Source organism: Thioalkalivibrio sp. ALJ2 (assembly GCF_000378325.1).
Taxonomy (GTDB): domain Bacteria; phylum Pseudomonadota; class Gammaproteobacteria; order Ectothiorhodospirales; family Ectothiorhodospiraceae; genus Thioalkalivibrio.
Window position 1 is genome coordinate 97,279 of sequence record NZ_KB899558.1, and the last position, 22,950, is coordinate 120,228.

13 protein-coding genes are annotated in these 22,950 nt (G+C 69.6%); 2 read left to right on the forward strand and 11 right to left on the reverse strand.

Features of this window, described 5'->3' with window-relative positions; translation table 11 throughout:
* Positions 1-15: 15 nt before the first annotated feature.
* The 5 genes from F468_RS0110945 to F468_RS0110965 all read right to left on the reverse strand — a co-directional run bounded on the left by F468_RS0110945 (position 16) and on the right by F468_RS0110965 (position 3,168).
* Positions 16-252, reverse strand: coding sequence for a GIY-YIG nuclease family protein (locus tag F468_RS0110945; RefSeq protein ID WP_018994155.1), 237 nt, complete (start codon positions 250-252; stop codon positions 16-18).
* Between the two features lie 415 nt (positions 253-667).
* Positions 668-1,156, reverse strand: coding sequence for a regulatory protein RecX (locus tag F468_RS0110950; RefSeq protein ID WP_018862893.1), 489 nt, complete (start codon positions 1,154-1,156; stop codon positions 668-670).
* On the reverse strand, positions 1,131-2,177 hold the full coding sequence (gene recA, locus F468_RS0110955) for a recombinase RecA (protein WP_018138517.1): 1,047 nt from the start codon (positions 2,175-2,177) through the stop codon (positions 1,131-1,133). Before recA ends, F468_RS0110950 begins: the two co-directional genes overlap by 26 nt.
* A gap of 153 nt (positions 2,178-2,330) precedes the next feature.
* The gene (locus tag F468_RS0110960; protein WP_018995169.1) at positions 2,331-2,861 is read right to left on the reverse strand and encodes a CinA family protein; all 531 of its coding nucleotides are present in this window, start codon (positions 2,859-2,861) and stop codon (positions 2,331-2,333) included.
* 7 nt (positions 2,862-2,868) lie between these two features.
* Positions 2,869-3,168 (reverse strand): PilZ domain-containing protein, encoded by a 300-nt coding sequence (locus tag F468_RS0110965; RefSeq protein WP_018138515.1) that lies wholly within the window; start codon positions 3,166-3,168, stop codon positions 2,869-2,871.
* Between the two features lie 119 nt (positions 3,169-3,287).
* Between F468_RS0110965 and mutS the strand changes: the two genes are divergently transcribed.
* Positions 3,288-5,930, forward strand: coding sequence for a DNA mismatch repair protein MutS (gene mutS / locus F468_RS0110970; protein ID WP_018995170.1), 2,643 nt, complete (start codon positions 3,288-3,290; stop codon positions 5,928-5,930).
* A 12-nt stretch (positions 5,931-5,942) separates the two neighbouring features.
* On the opposite strand, the gene F468_RS0110975 is transcribed toward mutS, so the two are convergent.
* The 6 genes from F468_RS0110975 to recC all read right to left on the reverse strand — a co-directional run bounded on the left by F468_RS0110975 (position 5,943) and on the right by recC (position 21,332).
* Entirely contained in the window at positions 5,943-7,415 is a 1,473-nt protein-coding gene (locus F468_RS0110975; protein WP_018995171.1) for an efflux transporter outer membrane subunit, read from the reverse strand.
* 7 nt (positions 7,416-7,422) lie between these two features.
* The gene (locus F468_RS0110980) at positions 7,423-10,569 is read right to left on the reverse strand and encodes an efflux RND transporter permease subunit (RefSeq protein WP_018995172.1); all 3,147 of its coding nucleotides are present in this window, start codon (positions 10,567-10,569) and stop codon (positions 7,423-7,425) included.
* Positions 10,569-11,873: an efflux RND transporter periplasmic adaptor subunit gene (locus tag F468_RS0110985; protein ID WP_018995173.1), complete on the reverse strand. Its 1,305-nt coding sequence runs from the start codon at positions 11,871-11,873 to the stop codon at positions 10,569-10,571. Before F468_RS0110985 ends, F468_RS0110980 begins: the two co-directional genes overlap by 1 nt.
* 227 nt (positions 11,874-12,100) lie before the next feature.
* Positions 12,101-14,140 (reverse strand): exodeoxyribonuclease V subunit alpha, encoded by a 2,040-nt coding sequence (gene recD, locus F468_RS0110990; RefSeq protein WP_018995174.1) that lies wholly within the window; start codon positions 14,138-14,140, stop codon positions 12,101-12,103.
* Entirely contained in the window at positions 14,137-17,844 is a 3,708-nt protein-coding gene (gene recB, locus F468_RS0110995; RefSeq protein ID WP_018995175.1) for an exodeoxyribonuclease V subunit beta, read from the reverse strand. The genes recD and recB overlap by 4 nt, the downstream gene beginning before the upstream one ends.
* Positions 17,841-21,332, reverse strand: a complete 3,492-nt coding sequence (gene recC / locus F468_RS0111000; protein ID WP_081616985.1) for an exodeoxyribonuclease V subunit gamma — start codon at positions 21,330-21,332, stop codon at positions 17,841-17,843. Before recC ends, recB begins: the two co-directional genes overlap by 4 nt.
* Positions 21,333-21,508: 176 nt before the next feature.
* Between recC and F468_RS0111005 the strand changes: the two genes are divergently transcribed.
* Positions 21,509-22,762: a NupC/NupG family nucleoside CNT transporter gene (locus F468_RS0111005; RefSeq protein WP_018995177.1), complete on the forward strand. Its 1,254-nt coding sequence runs from the start codon at positions 21,509-21,511 to the stop codon at positions 22,760-22,762.
* Positions 22,763-22,950: the final 188 nt, after the last annotated feature.

Sequence of the window (22,950 nt, forward strand, 5' to 3'; positions counted from 1 at the left end):
CCTCCCCAGCCGCGTTCAACCCACAATGTCGTCGAACAAATCCCGCCACCCGGGATTCACCTGCTCGATCAGCGCAACCTTCCTGCGCCGCGGACCCGCCTTCAACTGCTTTTCGCGTTCGATCGCGGATTCCATCTCCACGCATTGCTCGAACCAGACGAGCCGATGCAGACCGTAGCGGCTGGTGAACCCGGATACCTCTCCCGAACGATGCTGCCAGACCCGCTGCACAAGGTTACTGGTCACACCCACTTAGAGGGTCCCGTCACGACGGTTGCTCATCATGTAGACACAGGGTTGTTTCATCGCTCCCTCCGTGGGCGACTGCACATTGGTACTCAGCGGCCGAGAATCCTTTCGGCCATTCACCACCGGTGACACTCGCGTGTCCTCGATACCAGCACGTCATTGCGAGGCCCCGAAGGGGCAGTGGCAACCGCTGGTGGATCACTCGGCGTCTGGGCCGGGTGGTTCTGGACACAGATTGCTTCGTCGCAGGGCTCCTCGCAATGACGGGGTCAGAAATACGTCATTGCGAGGCCCCGAAGGGGCCGTGGCAATCGGCTGGGTCGGCACAGACCCTGAAACTGGTGGTTGCGCCCAGAGATTGCTTCGTCGCGTTGCTCCTCGCAATGACGGGTTTGGAGCAACGCGACGAAGCAATCGGTCAGGAACCGCCAGCGTCGTCTTTCCAGGCGGCGAGGGCCTGGTGGGCGACACCGCCGGGGAAACCGCGCCCGGCGAGGTGGCGCAGGTAGCGGGCCTCGTCCTCGCGGGTCTCGGGGGGGTGGCGGAAGTGGCGTTCGAGCTGGCCGCGGGCCTGGTCGGTCCAGTCGACCTCCAGGGCGTCGATGGCGGCATTGACGGTGTCGCTGCCGATGCCGTTATGGGCGAGTTCGGCACGGATGCGCTGCTCGCCGTAGCCCTGCTCGGTGCGGTGGCGGGCGATGAAGTCCGCGTAGCGGGTGTCGCTCAGGTAATCGAGCTCGCGCGCACGCTCAAGAGCGGCATCCACCGCGTCGCGCTCGAACCCGCGCTCGGCCAGCTTGCGCGCGAGCTCCAGCGCGGAGTGCTCGCGCCGCACCAGCAGCCGGAGCCCGGCCTCCAGTGCGGCGTCCGGATCAGCCGGGTCAGCCCTGCTCCTCGACCGGGGCATCGACCGGCTCGTCCTCCACCGCAGCCTTGTTGCGCTTCGGCAGCAGGCGTTCGCGCAGGGTCTTTTCGACTTCCTCGGCGATGTGCGGGTTGTCCTTCAGGTACTGGCGGGCGTTTTCCTTGCCCTGACCAATCCGCTCGCCGTTGTAGCTGTACCAGGCGCCGGCCTTGTCGATCAGGCCTTCCTTCACGCCCATCTCGATGATCTCGCCGACCCGCGAGATGCCCTCGCCGTAGAGGATCTCGAAGTAGGCCTCGCGGAACGGGGGTGCCATCTTGTTCTTGACGACCTTCACGCGGGTCTCGTTGCCGATCACCTCGTCGCCCTTCTTGATCGCGCCGATGCGGCGGATGTCCATGCGCACCGAGGAGTAGAACTTGAGCGCGTTGCCGCCGGTGGTGGTCTCGGGGCTGCCGAACATCACGCCGATCTTCATGCGGATCTGGTTGATGAAGATCACCAGGGTGTTGGAGCGCTTGATGTTGGCGGTCAGCTTGCGCAGGGCCTGCGACATCAGCCGCGCCTGCAGGCCGACGTGCGAATCGCCCATCTCGCCCTCGATCTCCGCCTTGGGCGTCAGCGCGGCCACGGAGTCGACGATGACCACGTCCACCGCGCCGGAGCGCACCAGCATATCGGCGATCTCCAGCGCCTGTTCGCCGGTATCCGGCTGCGAGACCAGCAGGTCGTCGACGTTCACGCCCAGCTTCTCGGCGTAGGTCGGGTCCAGCGCGTGCTCGGCGTCCACGAACGCGGCGGTGCCGCCCAGCTTCTGCGCCTCGGCCACCACCTGCAGGGTCAGGGTCGTCTTGCCCGAGGACTCCGGGCCATAGATCTCGACCACGCGCCCGCGCGGGACGCCGCCAATCCCGAGCGCGATATCCAGCGCCAGGGAGCCCGTGGACACGGCCGGCACATCCACCGCCTGCTGATCGCCCATGCGCATCACCGCGCCCTTGCCGAATTGGCGTTCGATCTGCCCCAGTGCGGCGGTCAGGGCCTTCTTGCGATTCTCGTCCACGGTATGCCTCCCGATACTTGCAGCGATGGTTTCCGATCCGTTGCGGGGCGGATACGGGGCCGCAGTATCCCACAGGGCGGGGAGCGACCCAACCCGGGTTCACGGCTCGAAGGGGATCACCGGGGCGCGATGCCCCGGGGAATGGTCGACGCGTCAGGCCGCCTCGTGCGCCAGCAACGCACTGAGCGCGTGCAGCATCGCCTGCAGGCGTACATCGTGGCGCTCGCCATCGAAATGTTGGGTCTCGACGCGCGCGTCCCGCCCGCGCTCCTGCCAGCCGAAGCAGACCGTACCCACCGGCTTGTCCGCGCTGCCGCCACCGGGCCCGGCGATGCCGGTCACCGACAGCGCCAGGTCGGCATCGCAGTGGGCAAGCCCGCCCTCGACCATCGCGCGCGCCACGGCCTCGCTGACCGAGCCATGCTGCTCGATCAGTTCGGCCGGCACCCCGACCATCCGCGTCTTGGCCGCGTTGGAGTACGCCACCCAGCCGCACTCGAACCAGCCCGAGCTGCCCGGGACATCGGTAATCGCCTGGGCAATCCCGCCGCCGGTACAGGACTCGATGGTGCACAGCTTGCGTTCGCTGGCGAGCAGCCGCTCGCCCAGGTCGTAGACCAGCGCCGAGAGCCCGGCCAGATCAGCCTCGCGCGGGCTTGCAATCAGAGTCGATTCCGCTTCCATGTCCGGATCATCCCTCGCTGTCAAAGGCTATGGCCACACGCCAGATCACCCGCTCTTCGCCCAGGGGCTCGCTGCGCACCACCTGGCCGGCCCGCTCCAGGGAGGGCAGTCGCCCGTCCGGGCTGTTGACCGCGATGCTCACACGCTCGCCCGCCTGCGGTGCATGCGGCCAGCGAAAGGCACAGCCGCTGGCCGAAAGGTCCTCCAGCCGCACCTCGTCCGCCGCACCAGTCGCCATCCAGGTCACTCGTGCGGGGGTGTCGACCTGCATGCGCCGGAAGCCCCGGCGGTCATCTTCTCCCAGCATGCGCATCCTCCATGACTCCACCCGAGTGTGGCACATCACGTCTCGTGATGGTGCACGTGCCACACGGGCCCGCGCATCCGTATACTGCGCGTTTGCCCGGATCGACCGCAGCCGAACCGATGAGCACCGCCGAGCCCCTCTCCGCCCATACCCCGATGATGCAGCAGTACCTGGCCATCAAGGCCGAGTACCCGGATACGTTGCTGCTCTACCGCATGGGGGATTTCTACGAGCTGTTCTACGACGACGCCGAGCGCGCCGCGGGGCTGCTCGACATTACCCTGACCCGGCGCGGCGAATCAGCCGGGGCGCCGATCCCGATGGCCGGGATCCCCGTGCACACGCTGGAGAGCTACCTGGCCCGCCTGCTGAAGATGGGCGAGAGCGTGGCGATCTGCGAGCAGACCGGTGCGGTGGGCGCGCAAAAGGGCCCGGTCAAGCGCGAAGTCGTGCGCATCGTGACTCCGGGCACGGTTACCGAGGAGGCCCTGCTGGATGCCCGCCAGGTGAACCGCCTGGTCGCCGTCTGCCCGGCCGCCTCCGCCGCCGTAAAGGGCCGCAAGACCGGCTACGGCATCGCCAGCCTGGAGTTCGCCAGCGGCCAGTTCCGCGTACTGGAGGTCGGCGACGAAACCGAGCTGGCCGCCGAACTGGCGCGGCTCGACCCGGTGGAGCTGCTGATGCCGGATCAGGCGGGCGCGATCCCGGGCACCGAGTCCTTCGCCCCCCAGCGCCACGCCGACTGGCATTTCGACGCCGTGTCCGCCCATCGCCTGCTGATCACCCATTTCGGCACCCGCGACCTGTCCGGCTTTGGCTGCGAGGGGCTGGACCTGGGCATCGCTGCCGCCGGGGCCCTGCTCGCCTACGTGCAGAACCGCCATCGCGGCGATCTCGCCCACATCACCAGCCTGGCGCACGAGCAGCGCAGCCAGATGCTGGTGTTGGACCCGGCCACCCGCCGCAATCTCGAACTCACGCGCACCCTGACGGGCGAACGCCGCGGCTCCCTGCTCGCCCTGCTGGACACGACCCAGTCCGCGATGGGCGCCCGCCGCCTGATGCAGTGGCTGCACCAGCCGCTGCGCGAGCGAGCGATCATCCGCGAGCGCCAGACCGCGATCACCGCCCTGCTGGAGCAGGAGGCCGTCACCCCGATCCGCGACGCCCTGGCCGGCAGCGCCGACAGCGAGCGCATCCTCTCGCGCATCGTGCTGGGCAGCGCGCGCCCGCGCGACCTGACCGCCCTGCTCGCCAGCCTGGAGCGCCTGCCGGCCCTGCACACCGCCCTGGCGCCGCTGGCCGATGCCGCCGAGCGCCTGTCCGCGCTGCATGCCGCGCTCGCGCCGGAGGATGAGCTGACCGCGCGGCTCGCCGCGGCCCTGGTGGAGGAGCCACCGCTGCGGGTGACCGACGGCGGCATGATCCGCGCGGGCTACGACCCCGAGCTGGATCGCCTGCGCGCGCTGGAAAGCGACGGCGACACCTTCCTGCGCGAGATCGAGGCCCGCGAGCGCGAGGCCACCGGCATCCCCACGCTGAAGGTCGCCTACAACCGCGTGCACGGGTACTACATCGAGGTCTCGCGCAGCCGCTCGGCCGAGCTCCCCGGCCGCTTCATGCGCCGCCAGACGCTGAAGAACACCGAGCGCTATACCACCGAGGAGCTCAAGCGCTTCGAGGACGAGATCCTCTCCGCCCGCGAACAGGCCATGCTCCGCGAGCGCGCGCTGTTTGACGACCTGATCGCCGACCTGCAGGCGCGTGCGCCGCGTCTGCGTACGATCGCGGACGCCGTGGCCGAACTGGACGTGCTCGCCTGCCTGGCCGAGCGTGCGGCCCGCCTCGACTGGCACTGCCCGGAGCTGGTCGGCGAACCCGGCATCCAGATCGAGCAGGGCCGGCATCCGGTGGTCGAGTCCGGGCTCGACACCCCATTCGTCGCCAACGACACCGAGCTGGACCCGGAGACGCGGCGGCTGCTGGTGATCACCGGCCCCAACATGGGCGGCAAGTCCACCTACATGCGCCAGACGGCGCTGATCGTGCTGCTCGCCTGCATGGGCAGCTTCGTGCCGGCCGCGCGTGCGCAGATCGGCCCCGTGGACCGCATCTTCACCCGCATCGGCGCCTCCGACGACCTGACCTCCGGACGCTCGACCTTCATGGTGGAGATGACCGAGGCCGCGAACATCCTGCACAACGCGGGCCCCGAGAGCCTGGTGCTGATGGACGAGATCGGCCGCGGCACCAGCACCTTCGACGGGCTGGCGCTCGCCCTGGCCTGCGCCGAGCGCCTGACGCGCCACAACCGTGCGCTGACCCTGTTCGCCACCCACTACTTCGAGTTGACCGCGCTGGCCGAACGCGAAGCGGCCGTGGCCAACGTGCACACCGACGCCATGGAGCACGAACACAGCATCGTGTTCCTGCACCAGGTCCGTGAGGGCCCGGCGAATCAGAGTTACGGGTTGCAGGTCGCGCAGCTGGCCGGGGTCCCGGCCGACGTACTCAAGCTCGCGCGGGAACACCTGCGCGAACTGGAGGACCGGGCCGCAGCAACGGACTCGCCGCAACTGGGCCTGTTCGCCCCCGCCCCGGACGCAACGACCGCGGCCCCCGAGTCGGTTGCCGAAGACCGACCTTCGGAAGAACGGGCCCTGAAGGCCCTGTTCGACACCTTGGAGCCGGACGAGATGAGCCCACGCGAGGCCCTGGATGCCCTCTACCGCATGAAGGACGCCCTGCGCGATCCGCGCTAGGGGTCCCGGCGGTCACTCGTCCGAATCGGCCGGAACGATGATTTGTTCCTCGGCCTCCGCCTCGGCGACATCCGGATCGCCGTCCTCCAGCACATCATGCGGAATGGCGGCGCTATCCCAGCCACCGCCCAGGGCGCGGAACAGTGTCGCGGTGGCCGCCAGGCGATCGCGCGAGGCCTCGGTCAGCGTCAGGCGCGCATCCAGCAGGGCCCGCCGCGCATCCAGCACCTCCAGATACCCCACGAACCCGCCCAGATAGCGGCGCTCCGCGAGATCCAGGACCTCGACCCGCGCCCCGACCTCGCGCTGGCGCACCTCCACCCGTTCGTGCGCTGCATTCAGCACGCTCCAGGTGTTGGCGACCTCCTCCAGGGCCTCCTGAATCGCCGCGCGGTATTCCAGCTCGGCGATATCGCGCTCGGCCTCCACGCCTTCAATGGTGGCGCGCCGACGGCCGAAATCGAGAATCGGCACCGTGGACTCCGCCAGGAACTCCCAGAAGAACGAATCACTGGAGGAAAACTGACTGACCCGGCTGACCTCCTGCCCGAACAGCGCGGCCAGGTTCAGGCTGGGCAGCCATTCCGCGCGGGCCACACCGATATCGGCATTGGCCGCAATCAAGCTGGCTTCCGCCGCGCGGATATCCGGCCGGCGGATCATCAGGTCCGACGGCACCGAGTGCGGTAGTCCGGAGATCGTGTCCGGCAGATCCTCCAGGCCCTCGTCACCGAGCCCTTCCAGGCCCTCGACCACCGCCTCGGTATCCCCCACCAGGACTGCCAGCGCCCGGCGCTGCTGTGCGGCATCGGCGCGTAGGTCGGGCAGGCCCGCGCGGCTGGTCTCCAGCTCGGCCTGAGCCTGGCGCACGGTCAGATCCGTCGTGGCACCGCTCTCGAGGCGCGAGCGCTCCAGCTCCAGGGCCTCGATCTGGGACAGGATCGTCGCCTCGGTGGTCTCGATCTGCTCCTGCGTGGCGCGATAGTCGAAATAGGTACTGACCACATCACTCACGACCGCCAAACGGGTGGCATCACGGGTAAACGCGGTGTTCAGCAGCTGCGCGCGGGCCGCTTCTTCCGAACGCGACAGCCGGCCCCAGAGATCGACCTCGTAGCTTAGCAGGGCCCCAATCGTCATCTCGGTCTCCGGGTCGGCATCCCCCGCGGGGTAGTCGCGCTCGACCGACGCCATGCCTTCCAGTTGGGGAAACTGCTCGGCACGGCTCAGGCCCAGCACCGCGCGTGCCTGTACCACCCGCGCCGCGGCGATCTCGGCATCCACGTTGTTCTCCAGCGCCTCGCGCACCAGACGATCCAGCAGCGGGTCCTCGAACATCTCCCACCAGAACTCGGCATCGGCGTAGTCGGCATCCATCTGGTCACCGATCTCCTCCGGCCACTCGTCCGGGAGCGTGACCTCCGGGCGCTCGTAATCCGGCCCGACTGCACAGCCCGCCAGCAGCGCGGCCGCAGAAACCCCCAACAACGTCCTACGCATGCGTTCCGGCCTCCTTCGAGTCGTCCGTGTCGCGCGGGCGCTTGTGCAGGCGCTCCAGGCCACTGGAAATGACGAAATAGAACAGGGGTACGAACAGCAGCGCGAGGAAGGTCGCGCTCAGCATGCCGCCGATGATGCCGATACCGATCGCGTGCTGGCTGTTCGCCCCCGCCCCGGAGGCCAGCGCCAGCGGCACCGCGCCAAGGATGAACGACATCGCCGTCATCATGATCGGCCGGAAACGCAGCCGGGCCGCCTCCACCGAGGCATCGAACAGGCTCAGTCCCTCTTCGCGCTTGTTCTGCGCAAACTCGACGATCAGGATCGCGTTCTTGGCCGCCAGCGAGATCAGCACCAGCAGGCCGATCTGGAAGTAGATCCCGTTCTCCTGCCCGGTCAGCCAGATCGCCACCAGGGCCCCGAAGACCGCAAAGGGCACGGCCATCAAGACCGCCAGCGGCAGACTCCACCGCTCGTACTGTGCCGCCAGGATCAACACCACGAAGACCACACCCAGAACGAACGCGAGCACGGAAGTCCCGGCCGCCTGCTGTTCCAGATACTCCGCACCGGTCCAGTTCAGCAGGTAGTCGTCCGACAGGGTCTCGTCGACCACCTCCTCCAGCGCCTGTATCGCATCGCCCGAGCTGTAGCCGGGTCCCGGATCGCCCATGATCCGCGCGGCCGGGAACACGTTGAAGCGCTCCACCTCGTCCGGCCCCTGTACCCGCTCGACCGACACCAGGCTGGACAGCGGCACCAGGTCGCCGGCATCCGAGCGCACAAAGATGCGGTCCAGGTCATCCGGGCTCCGGCGATAATCGGCCTCGGCCTGCATCTGCACCTGCATCACCCGGCCGAACAGCGAGAAGTCGTTGATGTAGACCGCACCGAAAGTGCTCTGCATCGCATCGAACACATCCGCGAGTGGCACTCCGGCCGCAAAGGCGCGTTCGCGATCCACATCGGCGTCGTAACGCGGCACCTCGACATTAAGCGAAGTACGCACATCCGCCAGCTCCGGGCGCTCCGCGGCTGCCTCAATGATCTCTTCGGCCCGCGCCCGCATGGTCTCCGAGTCATCCCCGACCCGGCTTTGCAGGTAGGCCTCGAATCCGCCGGTAGTGGAGATGCCGGAGATCGGCGGCGGATTGAACGCACGGATCGTCGCCTCCGGCTGGCGCTCGCCATCGGCGACCAGGCGGTCGATCACCGCATCGCTGCTCTGATCATCGCCGCGACGCTCGGACCAGTCATTAAGCGTCACATAGGCCGCGCCGGCATAGGTCTTCATGCCGTCCGACAGCAGGTCCATCCCGGAGAAGGCCACGACATCCGCGGTGTCGTCGTACTCCAGTGCCTCCTCGCCCAGGCGATCCATCACGCCACGGGTACGCTGCAGCGAGGCCGCGGCGGGCAGTTCGGCTGCCGCGAACACATAGCCCTGGTCCTCCTGCGGCACCAGCCCGCCCGGCACGATCCGGAACAGCACCACGATCGCCACCAGCAGCAGCGCGAACAGCCCCATGCCCACAAAATTGCGTCTCAGCAGGAAGCGCACCCCCACCATGTAGGCGGCGGTGAAGCGGTCGAACGCGCTGTTGAACCAGCGAAACGGAAGGGCCGGGCGGCGTGGCTTGTCGGACAACAGCCGCGCGCACATCGCCGGGCTCAAAGTCAGCGCGACGATCCCCGAGATCCCCACCGATACCGCGATGGTGATCGCGAACTGCTGGTACATCTGCCCGCTGAATCCGCCGATAAAGGCCACCGGCACGAACACCGCGATGGTGACCAGCGTCATCGCGATAATCGGCGTGGCCACCTCGTCCACGGTCTGATAGGCCGCATCGACCGCCTTCATCCCCTGCTCGCGCATTAGCCGTTCGGTGTTCTCGAGCACAATGATCGCGTTGTCCACCACGATCCCGATCGCCAGCACCAGCCCGAACAGCGTCAGCATGTTCGCGGAGAAGCCGAGCACGTACATTCCAGCCAGCGTCCCGATCAGCGACACCGGTACCGCGATAATCGGGACGGCCGTGGCCCGGAACGTCTGCAGGAACAGATACACCACCGCGACCACCAGGATCAGCGCCTGCACCAGGGTCAGCAGTACGCGCTGCACCGACTGATCGATGAAGATCGTGGTATCGAACGGGATCGAGTATTCCAGCGAGTCCGGGAAACGTGGCTCCAGCTCCTCCAGGATCTCGCGCACCCCGCGCGCCGTCTCCAGCGCGTTGGCGCCGGGCTCCAGGTAGATCCCCACCGGCACCGTGGACTGGCCGTTGTGCTTGGCCTCGAAGTTGTAGAAGTGCGCGCCCAGCTCCACGCGCGCCACATCCCCTAGCCGCAACGCGGAGCCGTCCGGTGCGCTGCGCAGGATCACCTGCTCGAACTCCTCCTCCTCGGAGAACCGTTCGGGGGTCGTCACCGCGTAGGTAAAGTCGATCGCGTTGTCCATCGGCTCGGCCCCGAACTGGCCGGCCGCGTACTGCTCGTTCTGCTCCTGGATCGCGGAACGGATGTCACTGGCGGTCAGGTCGTACTCCGCCATCTGGTCCGGCTGCAGCCAGATCCGCATCGAATAGATCTGCGCGCCAAAGAAGGTCTGGTCGCCAACCCCCGGCGCGCGCCGCAGCTCGGCATAGACATTGCGCCAGACGTAGTCACTGATAAAGCGGTTGTCGAGGCTGCCGTCCGACGAGGTGAACGTGATCATCTGCAGCATCGACGGGGCACGTTTCTCCACCGCGATCCCGGCGCCGGTCACCGTCTCCGGCAGGCGCCCCATCGCGCCCTCGACTTCGTTACTGACGTTGATCGCGGCGATATCAGGGTCGGTCCCCACCTCGAAGGTGACGATCAGCTCCATGTCGCCATCATCGGTGGACTTCGAGCGCATGTACGCCATGTTGTCCACGCCATCGACCGTCGCCTCGATCGGGGCGGCCACCGTCTCCGCCACCGCCTCGGCGCTCGCGCCCGGATAACTGGCGGTCACGATCACCTTCGGCGGCAGGATGTCCGGATACTGATCCACCGGCAGCAGCAAGGCCGAAGACAGCCCGGCCAGCACGAACAGGATCGAGATGACCGAGGCCAGTACCGGCCGGCCGATGAAGAAGCGCAGCATTAGTCGGACGCCTCGTCGGCGTCGGAATCATCCAGACCCGGCTCGGCGCCATTGCCCAGCCCATCCAGGATGTCCTCGACCGCATCGGCCTCGGTCTCCGGATCCATCACCTCATCCAGCAGATCCGGCGCCACCTCCGGCAGCACGCCCGGCGACACGGGTTCTTCCGTCTCGCGCGGGGCGTCCTGGGGATCGATCCGTTCGCCCTCCTCGACGCCCTCAACGCCCCGGACCACAATCCGGTCACCATCGCTCAGCCCGGCGGTGACCAGAAAGTCCTCGTCGAGGTCCATGCCAATCTGGATCGGCCGCACATGCGGGATGTCATCGGCGTCGACGACATACACCGCGGCCCCGTCAGAGCCCTCGATGACCGCGGCATGCGGCACGCGCATGCCATGCCCCACCATCAGCCCGCTCAGGGTCACGCGCACGAACTGCCCCGGCAGCAACTGGACCTCGCGGTTGGGGAACAGCGCGCGTACCTCGACCATGCCCGTGGCCTCGTCCACCGCGGCCTCGGTCACGTCGATCTGCCCCTGATGCGGGTACAACGAGCCATCCGGCAGGGTCAGCACTACGGTCAGGCCAACGCCGGAACGGATCTGCGGCCCATAGGCCGTCAGATGGCCCTCGGGGATCGCGAAGTCGGTACGGATGGGGTCGAGTTGGGTCACGGTGGTCAGCAGGTCACCCGCCTGCAACAGGCTGCCTTCCGGGCGCTCCTCCAGCCCCGCAACCCCTTCCAGCGGCGCCGTCACGGAGGTGTAGTCGAGATCCAGCTGGGCCTCCGCCAGCGCCGCCTCGGCCTCAGCGACCGCGGCGTCACCCAGCTCCAGTTGCGAGCGGGCCTCATCGCGCTCACGGCCACTGGCGGCGTTGTCCTCGTACAGGTCCAGCACGCGCTCCCACTCGCGCTCGGCCTGGCGCTTCTCGGCCTCGGCGCGTTCAAGGCTGGCCTGCGCGCTGCGCACCTGGACGGCATAGGGCGAGGGGTCGATGCGGAACAGCTCGGTACCGCGCTCCACCATCTCGCCCTCTTCGTAGCGCCGGCTCTCCAGCACGCCCGCGACCCGCGCGCGCACCTCCACCTCGCGCGGGCTGCGGGTGCGCGCCGTATAGGTTCGGGAGATCGAGACCAGTTCGCTCTCCATCTCCCGTACCGGCACCTCGACCGCCTCGGGTTCAGCATCGTCTTCGTCGTCGGATTCCGCCGCGCAACCGGGCAGGACAAGGGCCAGCAAAAGGGCCAGTAGAGGAATGCTCAGGGCCGAAAGGGGGGCGGCCAGTCGCAGGTGGTGCATGAATGCTTCTCCCGCTGATCCGGGCGCGCCCGGAGTCCACCCCCGTCAGGGGCGCAAAACTGTGATTTCCGTCACGCCAAAAAGTCGCAGTCGTCGAAAATATGGGCCGGCATACGATCGTTACCCGGCCGAAACGGCGCCATGACGGTGCTTGGAACCACGGTAGCGTGCCCCGATGTCGCACGTAAACAACCCTTGTTATTGCGCACCCACTCCAGAAAGGGCCGCTACAGCCAGGTCAGCAAGCCGCCACTGCGCCGGGTCGGTTGCCGGCTCCCCCCCCGCCGCACCCCCGCCTGTGGCTCGAACAGGCTCAGCCAGCCGCTCGCGCGCGTGATCGCGGTGTAGGCCAGCTCGCGCGTCAGCAGCGGGCTCTCCGGCGGGGGCAGCAGGAAGGCCACATGCTCGAACTCCGAGCCCTGGGACTTGTGCACCGTCAGCGCGAACGCCGTCTCCACGGACTCCAGGCGCTGCGGGATCATCCAGCGCACATGCCCGTCCGCCGCGACGAAGGCCACCCGCAGGGCCGATTCCGCCGCATCGTCCGCGCCCGGTTCGGCATCACCCCGGGCCAGCCAGGCGGGCACGCGCAGGGTCACGCCGATATCGCCGTTGATCAGCCCCAGCGCGTAGTCGTTGCGCGTGACGATCACCGGGCGCCCCTCGTACCAGGCACCCTCCGCCTGCAATACACCACGGGCCGCCAGCGCCCCGGCGACTCGGCGGTTCATCCGGTCCACACCCCAGGGCCCCTCGCGCACAGCGCACAGCAACTGGAAGCGCCCGTGCTCGCGCAGCGTGCCGCGCGCCCATTCCTCCCACGTGCCGCGCGCATCGCGGGATGCCGGGCGTCCGGCCGTCAAATGCTCCAGATAGCGGACGACCCCGAACGGTGCCGCCTCGGCATGCCCGGCCCCGTCCAGCGCGCGCCGCAGCAGGGCTGGATCGTCCGGGCCCTGCAGCACCGCCGCGTGTACATCCTCGCCCGGGTGGCCCGCCACCTCGGCCGTGCCGTCGTTCACCGCCGCGGCCAGACGACCGATCCCGCTGTCCGCGCCGAATCGCCGGCTGCGGCGCAGCATCGCCACGTGCTGGTCCAGTGCCCGCCCGTCCTCGTCCACGTAGCCGGCCGGCAGCGCCAGCCCGGCTACCTCGCGCAGCCAGGCCGCCGTCTGCGGTGTGTAATGCCCGCCGTCCGCCCGCGCGCACAGCTCGCCCAGCACCGCCCCGGCCTCTACCGAGGCGAGCTGGTCGCGATCCCCCAGCAGGACCAGCCGCGCATGCGCCGGCACCGCGGCCATCAGGCTGGCCATCAGCTCCAGATCCACCATCGAGGCCTCGTCCACCACCAGCACATCCACCGGCAGCGGATTGCGCGCATCGTGGCGGAAGCGCCGGGTATCGGGTCGCGCGCCCAGCAGGCGGTGGAGCGTGACTACCTCGCGCGGGATCGCGGCGCGCAGGCGCTCGCCACCGGGGAAGCGTTCCAGCCCCAGCGCATCCACCGCCCCCGCGACCGAGGCATTCAGCCGCGCGGCGGCCTTGCCGGTCGGCGCCGCCAGGCGGATGCGCAGCGGCTCGCCCTCCCCCTGCAGGCCCTGCAACAGCGCGAGCAGTTGCAACACCGTGTAGGTCTTGCCGGTACCCGGCCCGCCGGTGATCACGCTGAACGCGGACCCGGCCGCCAGTACGCAGGCCAGACGCTGCCAGTCCGGTTCGCCGTCGCCCTCCTCGGCCGGACCGAACAGCCGATCGAGCCAGGTGCGCAGCGCATCCGTATCCAGCCCGTCGCGCCAGGCGGGCTGCTCGCGCAGGCGTCCGGCCACCGCCTCCCCGATCCGGCGTTCGGCCTCGCGGTAGCGGCGCAGGTACAGCCGGTCCTGTGCCCGCACGAGGGGGGTCCCCGCGTCCGCGTCGACGCCGCAGATTCGATGGCCTTCCAGCGCGGTGTCGAGTGCCGCACGGTCCAGGCCGCGCAGGACATCCGAGGGCCGCGGCAGTCCCCGCTCCGCGCCCTCCGGCGGCAACGACAGCATCCGGTCCGGGGCCTCCAGCAGGCCGTCGAGGTCCAGACAGACATGCCCGCGCCCGGCCTGGTGGCTGGTCAGCGCCGCCAGCAGCAGTGTCAGTGGCGGTGCGGCGGGCACCTGTTCGCGCAGAAAACGCACCAGCACGCGGTCGACGCCGCGCACCCAGCCGGCATGCTCCCACTCCCCGAGCAGATCCAGCAGCGCCCCGGTGTCCTGCAATGCACGCTCGGCCGTCATGCCCGCGCCTCCTGCGGCCGGTCCGGCCCCTCGGCGAACCAGTCGTCCAGTTGTTCGATCAGCGCCCGTGGCGGGCAGTCGTGGAACACGCCGCGCCCCGGCGCATCGATCCCGCGCAGGAACAGGTACACACCGCCCCCCATGTGGCGGTCGTAGTCGTATCCCGGCATCCGCGCCTGCAACTGGCGATGCAGGGCCAGCGTGTAGATCACCAGCTGCAGGTCGTAGCGGTGTTCCAGCACCGCGTCGCGTAGGCGCTCGGGCACATAGGCCTCGGGGCCGGGCCCCAGCCAGTTGGACTTGTAGTCGGCGACGTAATAGCGGCCCTCGTGCTCGAAGATAAGATCGACAAAGCCCTTGAGCATCCCGTTCAACAGCCGGTCGCCCGCCGGCGGCCGGGGCTGTCCGGGCAGCAACTGCTCGCGCACGGCGGCATCCAGCCGCCGGCTCTGCAGCCAGCGCGTCTCGAACAGGAACTCGAGCTCCGGCTGATACACGCCCAGCCCATCCAGGCGGAACGCGCCACCGGAGGCCAGCGCGTACTCGGCCGTGATCAGCCGGCGCATCCAGTCCTGCACGACGGGGGCCCAGTCGCCCCAGTCGCGTTGTTCGCAGCGCTTTTGCACCTCGTCGTCCAGCCGGGCGCGATCGGCGACCACGGCCGACCAGCCCTGCTCGGCCGCCCACTCCAGCAGGCCGTGCAGGAAGGTCCCCGGCGCCGGCCCGCGCGGGAAGTCGTGCAGACCTCCGGCCACCGGTACCTCGGGCAACGGGTCATGCCCAGTCCCGGGGTCGGCCGCGCTCTCGCGCAGCATGTCCTCCAGCGCGGAATCCGGGGCCACCGGGTCGGCGACCAGCGGCGCCGGCGCATCCGCCTCGTCCGGGTGCGCAATCGCGCTGTAGCTCGCCACCCACCAGGGCTCGCGTACCGGGCGGGTCGGGGTACGGGCGCGCCCGGGGGCTGCCATCTGCTGTGCCAGCCGCACGCCCGCGCCCGTGATCTCGGGCAGGGGTTCGATCGCAATCGCCGCCTCGTCGCCTCGGGCCGCCTGCAGCCGGTCCTCCAACTCGCCGTTCGGCATCGGTTCCGGGCCATTCAGCAGATAGCCGACCGCACTGCGGTGCAGCTCGTTCTCCTTGCTTCGCCCCGACACGATCGGCACCAGCCCCATCCAGCAGGCGTGGCGCGCACGGGTCATGCCCACATACAGCAGGCGCAGGTCCTCGGCCAGGCGCTCGCGATCGGCGCGCTCCTGGGCACGTGTATCCATACGAAAGATCCAGCGCGGCCTGCCGCCCGGCGGGCGATCGATACGCGGCACATCCTTCTTCGGGTCGACCGCGCGAAACGCGCAGACAAACGGCAGGAACACCAGCGGGTACTCCAGCCCCTTGGACTTGTGCAGCGTGACCACCTTGACCAGGTCCTCGTCACTCTCCAGGCGCAGCACCTGCTCCTCCGCGGTCGCGCGCTCGCCCTCGCGGTGCTCCACCAGGTGCCGAATCAGGGCCTGCTCGCCATCCAGCTCCGCGGCCGCGCGCTGCAGGAGTTCGCTCAGGTGCAGCAGGTTGGTCAGCGCGCGCTCGCCATCGGCACTGGCCAGCAGCCGGCGCGGCACGTCGAAGTCGTGCAGCAGGCGGCGCAGCATCGGCAGCACACCGCGCGTCTGCCACAGGCGGCGATACTCGCGGAACTGCTCGACCCGGTGCTCCCAGCGCAGTTCGTCGGTGGTCAGCCGGTGCAAGTCGGCCAGCGACTGCCCCAGTGTCGGGGTCGCCAGCGCCGCGCGCAGCAGGCGCTCGCTGGTCGGCTCGGCACAGGCCCGCAGCCAGCGCAGCAGGTCGCCCGCCTCCGGGGTCACGAACACCGATTCGCCCTCGGACAGGTACACGCTGCGCACCCCCCGCGCGCGCAGCGCCTCCTGCATGATGCGGGCCTCCACCTTGCTGCGCACCAGCACGGCGATATCCCGCGGACGCACCGGCCGCAGCGCGTCTGAATCCCGAAAGCCGCAGGTCCCGTCCGTCCCGCCATTGAGCACGCGCACCATCTGCTCGGCCGCGGCCGTGGCCATCTGTTCGCGATAGACACCGGTGCCGACCGGTGTGCCCGGGTCCATGCACCACAGGGTCAGCGCCGTCACCTCGGCGCCGTCCTGTTCCAGGCGCTCGCCGCGATCCTGGGCATCCACCGCGTGGAACGGCAGCTCGCCGTCATCGCCCTGGCCAAACAGGAACGCACCCTCCGACCAGCCGTCGGCATGGGCGAACAGGCGGTTCACCGCGCCGACCAGGCGCGCGGTCGAGCGGAAGTTGCGCGGCAGCGTGTAGTGACGCCCGGCGGTCGCGCGCCGCGCCTTCAGGTAGCTGTGGATGTCCGCTCCACGAAAGCCGTAGATCGCCTGCTTCGGGTCGCCGATCAGCAGAAGCCCCTGCTCGGCCGGGTTGTCCTCGATGCGGTAGACGCGCTCGAGGATGCGGTACTGCACCGGGTCGGTGTCCTGGAATTCGTCCACCAGGGCGACCGGGAACTGACGCCGCAGCGTCTCGGCCAGCGCCTCGCCGCCGGGCCCCTCCAGGGCATCGCGCAGGCGCAGCAGCAGGTCGTTGAACCCCATCTGCACCCGCACGCGCTGGGCCTGGCGGAACTGGAGATCGATCTCCACCGCCGCCGCCTGCAGCAGGCGTTCGCTGTCGTCCGCGCAGACCTCGGCGGCGGCATTGAGCGCGGTAAACGCCGGGTGCAGGTCGTCCGGCAGGGACTTGCCCTTCTTCAGCCGCTCGGCCATCCCCGCCGCGCACATGCGCTCCAGCACAGGCGTCGTGCCGACCTTGTCCGGCAGCAGTGCGGCCGGGTCCTCGGCCCAGGCGCGCATCACTTCGATCAACTCGTCCGACTTCTGGTACTTCGTGCCGAGCAGCACGTTCGCCAGCAACTCGCGGAACTGTCGCTCCACCTCGGCGGCATCCTCACGCCAGACGGCCTTCAGCTCGGCCAGGCGTGCGAGGCGCGTGGCCAGCTCTGCATACAGCCCGTCCGGCGTGCGGTAGGGCTCCAGCCCCGCCGTGTCTGTCAGATGGCCGAGAAGCGGCCGCACCCGGGCCTGCAGTTCGTCGGGTCCTTCGCCAAAGGCCTGGCGCAGCAGCTTCAGGTGATCCGCCGGCTGCGGGTAGACAAAGCGACGCCAGTAGTCGCGTGCCGCCTCGGCCTGCAGCTCGCTCTGGTCCGCCTCCAGGCGCTGGTTGAACAGGCTTCCGCTGTCGAACGCATGCTCGCGCAGCATGCGATAGCACCACGAGTGGATGGTCGAGACCGCCGCCTCGTCCATCCACTCGGCGGCCAGCTCCAGCCGCCGCGCGGCCCCGGCCCGCGCGGCCGGCTCCGGGTAGGCGGCCAGCAGCGCCGGCCACAACGCCTCGTGGGCCGGGGCCGGTTCGCCGCGCAGGATGCGCGCCCCGCGCGCCAGCACCGCGCGGATGCGCTCGCGCAGCTCGCGGGTCGCCGCCTCGGTAAAGGTCATCACCAGGATCTGCGGCGGGGTCAGCTCGCAGGTACCCTCCGGCAGCTCGCCGTGGCCCAGCACCAGCCGCAGATACAGCGCGGCGATGGTGTAGGTCTTGCCGGTGCCGGCACTGGCCTCGATCAGGCGGCTGCCGTGCAACGGCAGTTCCATCAGCTCCAGCGGCTGCGCACCTGCACTCATTCCATCTCCTCCCCGGCGGCCAGCGCCTCGAACAACGGCCGGTACAGCCGGTCGCGCCAGTGCCCGAACGCCGGGTCCTGCAGCAGCGCCTCCGGGTCCGGCCAGGCACGCGCCAGGGCCGGGCTGCGCGCCCATTCACCGGGGCTGAAGTCGTCCCCGACCAGCACCTTGCGCGCCCGCGCCAGTGGGTCGGGGTCGTCCTTCGCCTCGGCCTGCAGCCAGGCGAAGGCAGTGGCGCAGGCCACCGGCAGCGGGCGTTCCAGCCCGGCCACCCAGCCCTCGACCAGGGCCCCAAGGTGCTCGCGGGCCTGCTCCGGCCCCACGCCCGGCAGGCGCATCCCGGTATCCAGCCCGATCACCTCGGTCGCGACCCGGCCGCCTTCGCCCGCGCCCTGGTTCGCCAGCAGGTGTTCGAGCCAGGGCTTGGCCACCTTGTCCACGCGCCAGTCCTTTTTCTGTTTCAGCCGGCTCACGGTGTAGTCCAGCAGCACGGCCTGCCCGGCCCCGCCGCGCAGGGGCGGGGCGGCACCCTCCAGCATCCAGCCACCCTGCCCCAGACGCACGGCGGGCGATGGCGGCAGCCGTTCCGGCCAGACGGCCAGACGCAGGCCGATGCGCTCCAGCAGACGTGCGGCCTCGGCGATCATCGCCTCGCGTTCCAGCTCGCCAGCCGCGCCGAGCGGCAGCGCACCGGCGCGCTGCAGCCGCGCGGCCTCGGCCTCCAGCACCGGGCCCCAGGTCTCGGGGTCCTCGCCATGGTCCAGCGCGGCCGCGACCAGGGCCTCGCGCACCTGCCACTGTTCCAGCCCGGCCAGGGTGAAGGGCTCCAGGTCCTCGCTCGGGGCCTCCTCGCGATCGAACACCACGCCCAGCCGGTGGCGGAAGAACGCCTCCGCCGGATCGCGCAGGAAGCGCATCAGCGTATCCGGGCCCAGCACGCGTTCATCGTCGGCTTCGTCCGGCGGCGGCAGTTCGAGCGCGTCCGGCGCCGGGGTCTCGTCGGCGTGGTGGACCGCCTCCCACTCGCGCGCGTAGGTGTAGTGCCGGGCGTGTGACGGGTCGGGCGGGAAATTGGCCGGCGAGAACGGCTGCAGAGTGTGCACGGTGGTCAGGTGATCCAGCAGCGGGTCGTCCTTGGTCGGCTCATCGACCTCCTCCGCACCCTGGAGCCGCCAGCCGGCGGCCAGGTGATCGCGCAACTGCGCGACCAGCACCGAGGGCGGCTGCGACTCGTTGTCGCGCGCGCTGTGGCCGACCCAGCTGACATGCAGCTGTCGCCGCGCGGACAGCAATGCCTCCAGGAACAAGTAGCGATCGTCCTCGCGCCGCGAGCGATCGCCGGGGCGGTAGTCGCGGCGCATCAGGTCGAAGTCCACCGGCGTCGGGCTGCGCGGATAGTCGCCGTCGTTCATGCCCAGCAGGCAGACGATGCGAAACGGGATCGCGCGCATCGGCATCAGCGTGCCGAAGTTGACCGAACCGGCCAGGAAGCGCTGCCCCAGCCCGCTGTCCTCCTGGCTGGCCAGCCACTGCTCGCGCACGACACCCAGCGGCAGGGGGTCGTCCAGCTCCGCCTCTGCGCAGTCGGCCTGCCACTGGTCCAGCGCCTCGCGCAGGCGTCCCAGCGTGAACAGCTCGGCATCGGTCTCGCCGGCGAAGAAGGTATCCAGCAGCTCGCGCAGCCGGGTGTTCCATTCGCCGGGGGTATGGGCGTGGCGCAGCCAGCCCCAGGCCTCCGCCAGCGCGGTGATCAGGTCATCCATCGGGCCCAGCAGCACGGCATCCAGCCCGCCGATCTCGTCGAACGGCTCCAGCCCCTGCCAGGCCCCGCCCCCCCCGGACGCATAGCCCAGCAGCATCCGCCGCAGGCCGAAGCGCCAGGTGTTCTGCTCCAGCCCCTCCGGCAGCCCGAGCCCGGCGCGCTGCTCGGCATCCAGCCCCCAGCGCACGCCCGACTCCTCGGCCCAGCGGTGCAGCGTGGTCAGGTCTTCTTCCGCGATCCCGAATTGCCGGCGCAGCGCGGGCACATCCAGCAGGTCCAGCACCTCGGCCACGCCCATCCGGCTCTCCGGCAGCGACAGCAGGCGCTCCAGCGCGATCAGCACCGGGTCGCGCCCGCGCGGCCCCTGGTCGGACAGGGTGTAGGGGATGTAGCGCGGGTCGTCCGGCGGGAGCTGGCCGAACACGGCCTCGATATGCGGGGCGTAGGCGTCGATGTCCGGGACCATCACGATCACGTCGCGCGGGCGCAGGTCCGGGTCGGCGTCGAAGTGCGCGAGCAGCCGGTCGTGCAGGATCTCCACCTCGCGCAGCGGGCCATGGGCGACATGGAACTGGATGGAGTCGTCGTCCGCCACCACCGCCGGCCAGGCCCCACGGGTCTCGCCCAGCGGGCGCAGCTCGCGGATGTCCTCCTGCAACTGATGCAGCAGGCAGTCGCCGCCGTGCGGCTCGAAGTAGTCGACTCGCTTCCAGGCGAGGGTCTGCAGCACCGCGTCGTAGGCGGTGGGGTCGTCGTGTTCGTCCAGCAGGCCGATGTAGTCGCGGCCCTGCTTGCCCCAGGCGGCCAGCAGCGGGTGCGCGTGCTGGTGCAGCTCGGCGTCGTCCAGCACGCTGGGCATGCCGGCCTTGCGTGCCTGACGCTGGCGCGTCGCGCGCAGCAGGTCCTTGTCGGCGACGATATCGGCCCAGTAGTGCTCGCAGGGGTTGTGCACGCAGACGAGGATCTGGCACACGCCGGCCAGCCCCTCCAGGGCTTCCAGGATCTGCCCGGGCATGGAGGAGATGCCGAACACGATCAGCCGCCGCGGCAGCCCCGCCGGGCGCTCGCTCAGGCCCTGCACGGCCTCGCGATAGCGGGCGTGGACCGTGGCCCGGCTGGTGTCGGCCGCGCCCTCGCCGATGTCCTCGCGCAGCAGGCGCCACAGCGCGGCCTGCCAGCGGTCGTCCTCCGAAAGCGGGGTCTCGCGGCCACGGGCGTCGCGCAAGACATCGCGCCCGGCGGCCCAGGAGGTCAGCCAGTCGGCGCGGTAGACCTGATACTGGTCGAACAGGTCGGCCAGGCGCTCGGCGAGCTGGTGGCGCTTGCGCAGATCGCCGCCGTCGCGCGGGTCGTCATCGGCGAGAAACCGCGCCAGCGGGGCGAACTCGGGGCGCGTCAGACACTCCGGCAGCAGGCGCATCAGACGCCAGATCAGCGGGCGCTTGGCATACGGGGATTCCAGCGGCACGGCCTCGAGCCCGAGCACCGCGCGATAGGCCGACCAGACAAAGCGCGACGGCAACTGCATATCCAGCGCGGCGGCGATGCCGCAGCCGGGCGGGTCGGCATCCGGGTGCGCGGCCAGGGCATAGCGCAGCCACTGCGCCATGCCGTTGCTCTGCACCAGCAGGGTCTCGTTCTCCAGCGGGCCGAGCGGCGCACGCTGCATCCAATCGACCACCAGGGCACGCAGCGACTCCAGATGGTTGCCGTGCAGCACCACCATCCCTGGCTGCAAATCGCCGGACTGCGTCACCCCTGCTCCTTGTGCCCCATGTGAGCGCCGTGTAATGGGCCTACCCTACCAATGTGCACGCCCCTGCGCCCGCCCCCATTGGCATCCGAGCCAAAGCCGGTATCCTGTGTGGTTTTTGAACGCCGTCACAGAATAAAGGAAGGCGCATGCTCGCACTGCAAGCCGGGCTGGGACTGCTCGTATTCGTGGCCATCGCCTGGCTGCTGAGCGAACACAAGACACGCTTCCCCTGGCGCGAGGTGCTCGCCGGGCTGGCGTTGCAGTTCGGTATCGCCGTGCTGCTGTTGAGCGTCCCCGGTGCGCAGCATGCATTCCTCTGGCTGAACCAGGTCGTGATCGCACTGACCGACGCCACGCAGGCCGGCACCTCGTTCGTGTTCGGCTATATCGGCGGGGACGACCCGCCGTTCGCGGTCGACGACCCGGCCAACAACTTCATCCTCGCGTTCCAGGCGCTGCCGCTGGTGCTGGTGCTCTCGGCCCTGTCGGCGCTGCTGTTCTACTGGCGCGTGCTGCCGGTGCTGATCCGCGGGGCCTCGCTGGTGCTGCAGCGGGCGTTCGGCATTGGCGGGGCCCTGGGCGTGGGCACGGCGTCGAACGTGTTCCTCTCCATGGTCGAATCGCCGCTGGTGATCCGCCCGTATCTGCGCCAGATGAACCGCAGCGAGCTGTTCGCGCTGATGAGCGTGGGCATGGCGACGCTGGCCGGCACCATGCTGGTGCTGTACTCGACCATCATCGGCACGGTACTGGACGACGCGCTGGGCCACCTGATCGTCGCCTCGCTGATCAGCCTGCCGGCCGCGCTGCTGATCGCCACCGTGATGATCCCGCCGACCGCGCCCTCCACCGCCGGCGATCTGCTCCCCGAGACCGAGGGCGCGACCAGCGCCATGGACGCGATTACCCGCGGCACCCTGCGCGGGCTGGAACTGCTGCTGCAGATCATCGCGCTGCTGATCGTGGTGATCGCCCTGGTCGCGCTGGTCAACGTGATGCTGGGTGCGCTGCCCGAGGTCGCCGGGGCCGCGCTGAGTCTGGAGCGCATCCTGGGCTGGCTCTTCGCCCCGCTGGCCTGGCTGATGGGCATCCCCTGGGCCGAGGCCACCACCGCCGGCTCGCTGCTGGGGGTCAAGACCATCCTCAACGAGATGGTCGCCTTCCTGCAGATGGCGGAGCTGGGGGACGATGCGCTGTCCGCGCGCAGCGAGCTGATCCTGATCTATGCGCTGAGCGGCTTCGCCAACCTGGGTAGTCTCGGCATCCTGATCGGCGGCCTCGGCGCGCTGGTGCCGGAGCGGCGCAGCGAGATCGTGAGCCTGGGTATCCGCGCCATCGTCGCCGGAACGCTGGCCACGCTGATGACCGGCGCCGTGGTCGGCATCGTGCATATCGCCTGACACGCGGCAGGGTCTGCCAAACGGTTGGCAGCCGGAGGCCGTTCCGGTGTAGGCTTCTGCCTGTCGATATGCAAACTGAAATATAACGACCCGCATATCCCCAGCCTCACCGTCACTGCGAGGAGCACCGCGACGAAGCAGTCGCCGAACGAAACGACCCGAGCCAACCACAACCCGCACCCACAGGG

What these genes read in the sequence shown, in the direction of transcription:
- F468_RS0110950 (WP_018862893.1), bottom strand. Translation starts at nt 1,156, where the DNA reads ATGCCCCGGTCGAGGAGCAGGGCTGACCCGGCTGATCCGGACGCCGCA.
- F468_RS0110960 (WP_018995169.1), bottom strand. Translation starts at nt 2,861, where the DNA reads ATGGAAGCGGAATCGACTCTGATTGCAAGCCCGCGCGAGGCTGATCTG.
- F468_RS0110985 (WP_018995173.1), bottom strand. Translation starts at nt 11,873, where the DNA reads ATGCACCACCTGCGACTGGCCGCCCCCCTTTCGGCCCTGAGCATTCCT.
- mutS (WP_018995170.1), top strand. Translation starts at nt 3,288, where the DNA reads ATGAGCACCGCCGAGCCCCTCTCCGCCCATACCCCGATGATGCAGCAG.
- recB (WP_018995175.1), bottom strand. Translation starts at nt 17,844, where the DNA reads ATGAGTGCAGGTGCGCAGCCGCTGGAGCTGATGGAACTGCCGTTGCAC.
- recD (WP_018995174.1), bottom strand. Translation starts at nt 14,140, where the DNA reads ATGACGGCCGAGCGTGCATTGCAGGACACCGGGGCGCTGCTGGATCTG.
- F468_RS0111005 (WP_018995177.1), top strand. Translation starts at nt 21,509, where the DNA reads ATGCTCGCACTGCAAGCCGGGCTGGGACTGCTCGTATTCGTGGCCATC.
- F468_RS0110965 (WP_018138515.1), bottom strand. Translation starts at nt 3,168, where the DNA reads ATGCTGGGAGAAGATGACCGCCGGGGCTTCCGGCGCATGCAGGTCGAC.
- recC (WP_081616985.1), bottom strand. Translation starts at nt 21,332, where the DNA reads ATGGTGGTGCTGCACGGCAACCATCTGGAGTCGCTGCGTGCCCTGGTG.
- F468_RS0110980 (WP_018995172.1), bottom strand. Translation starts at nt 10,569, where the DNA reads ATGCTGCGCTTCTTCATCGGCCGGCCGGTACTGGCCTCGGTCATCTCG.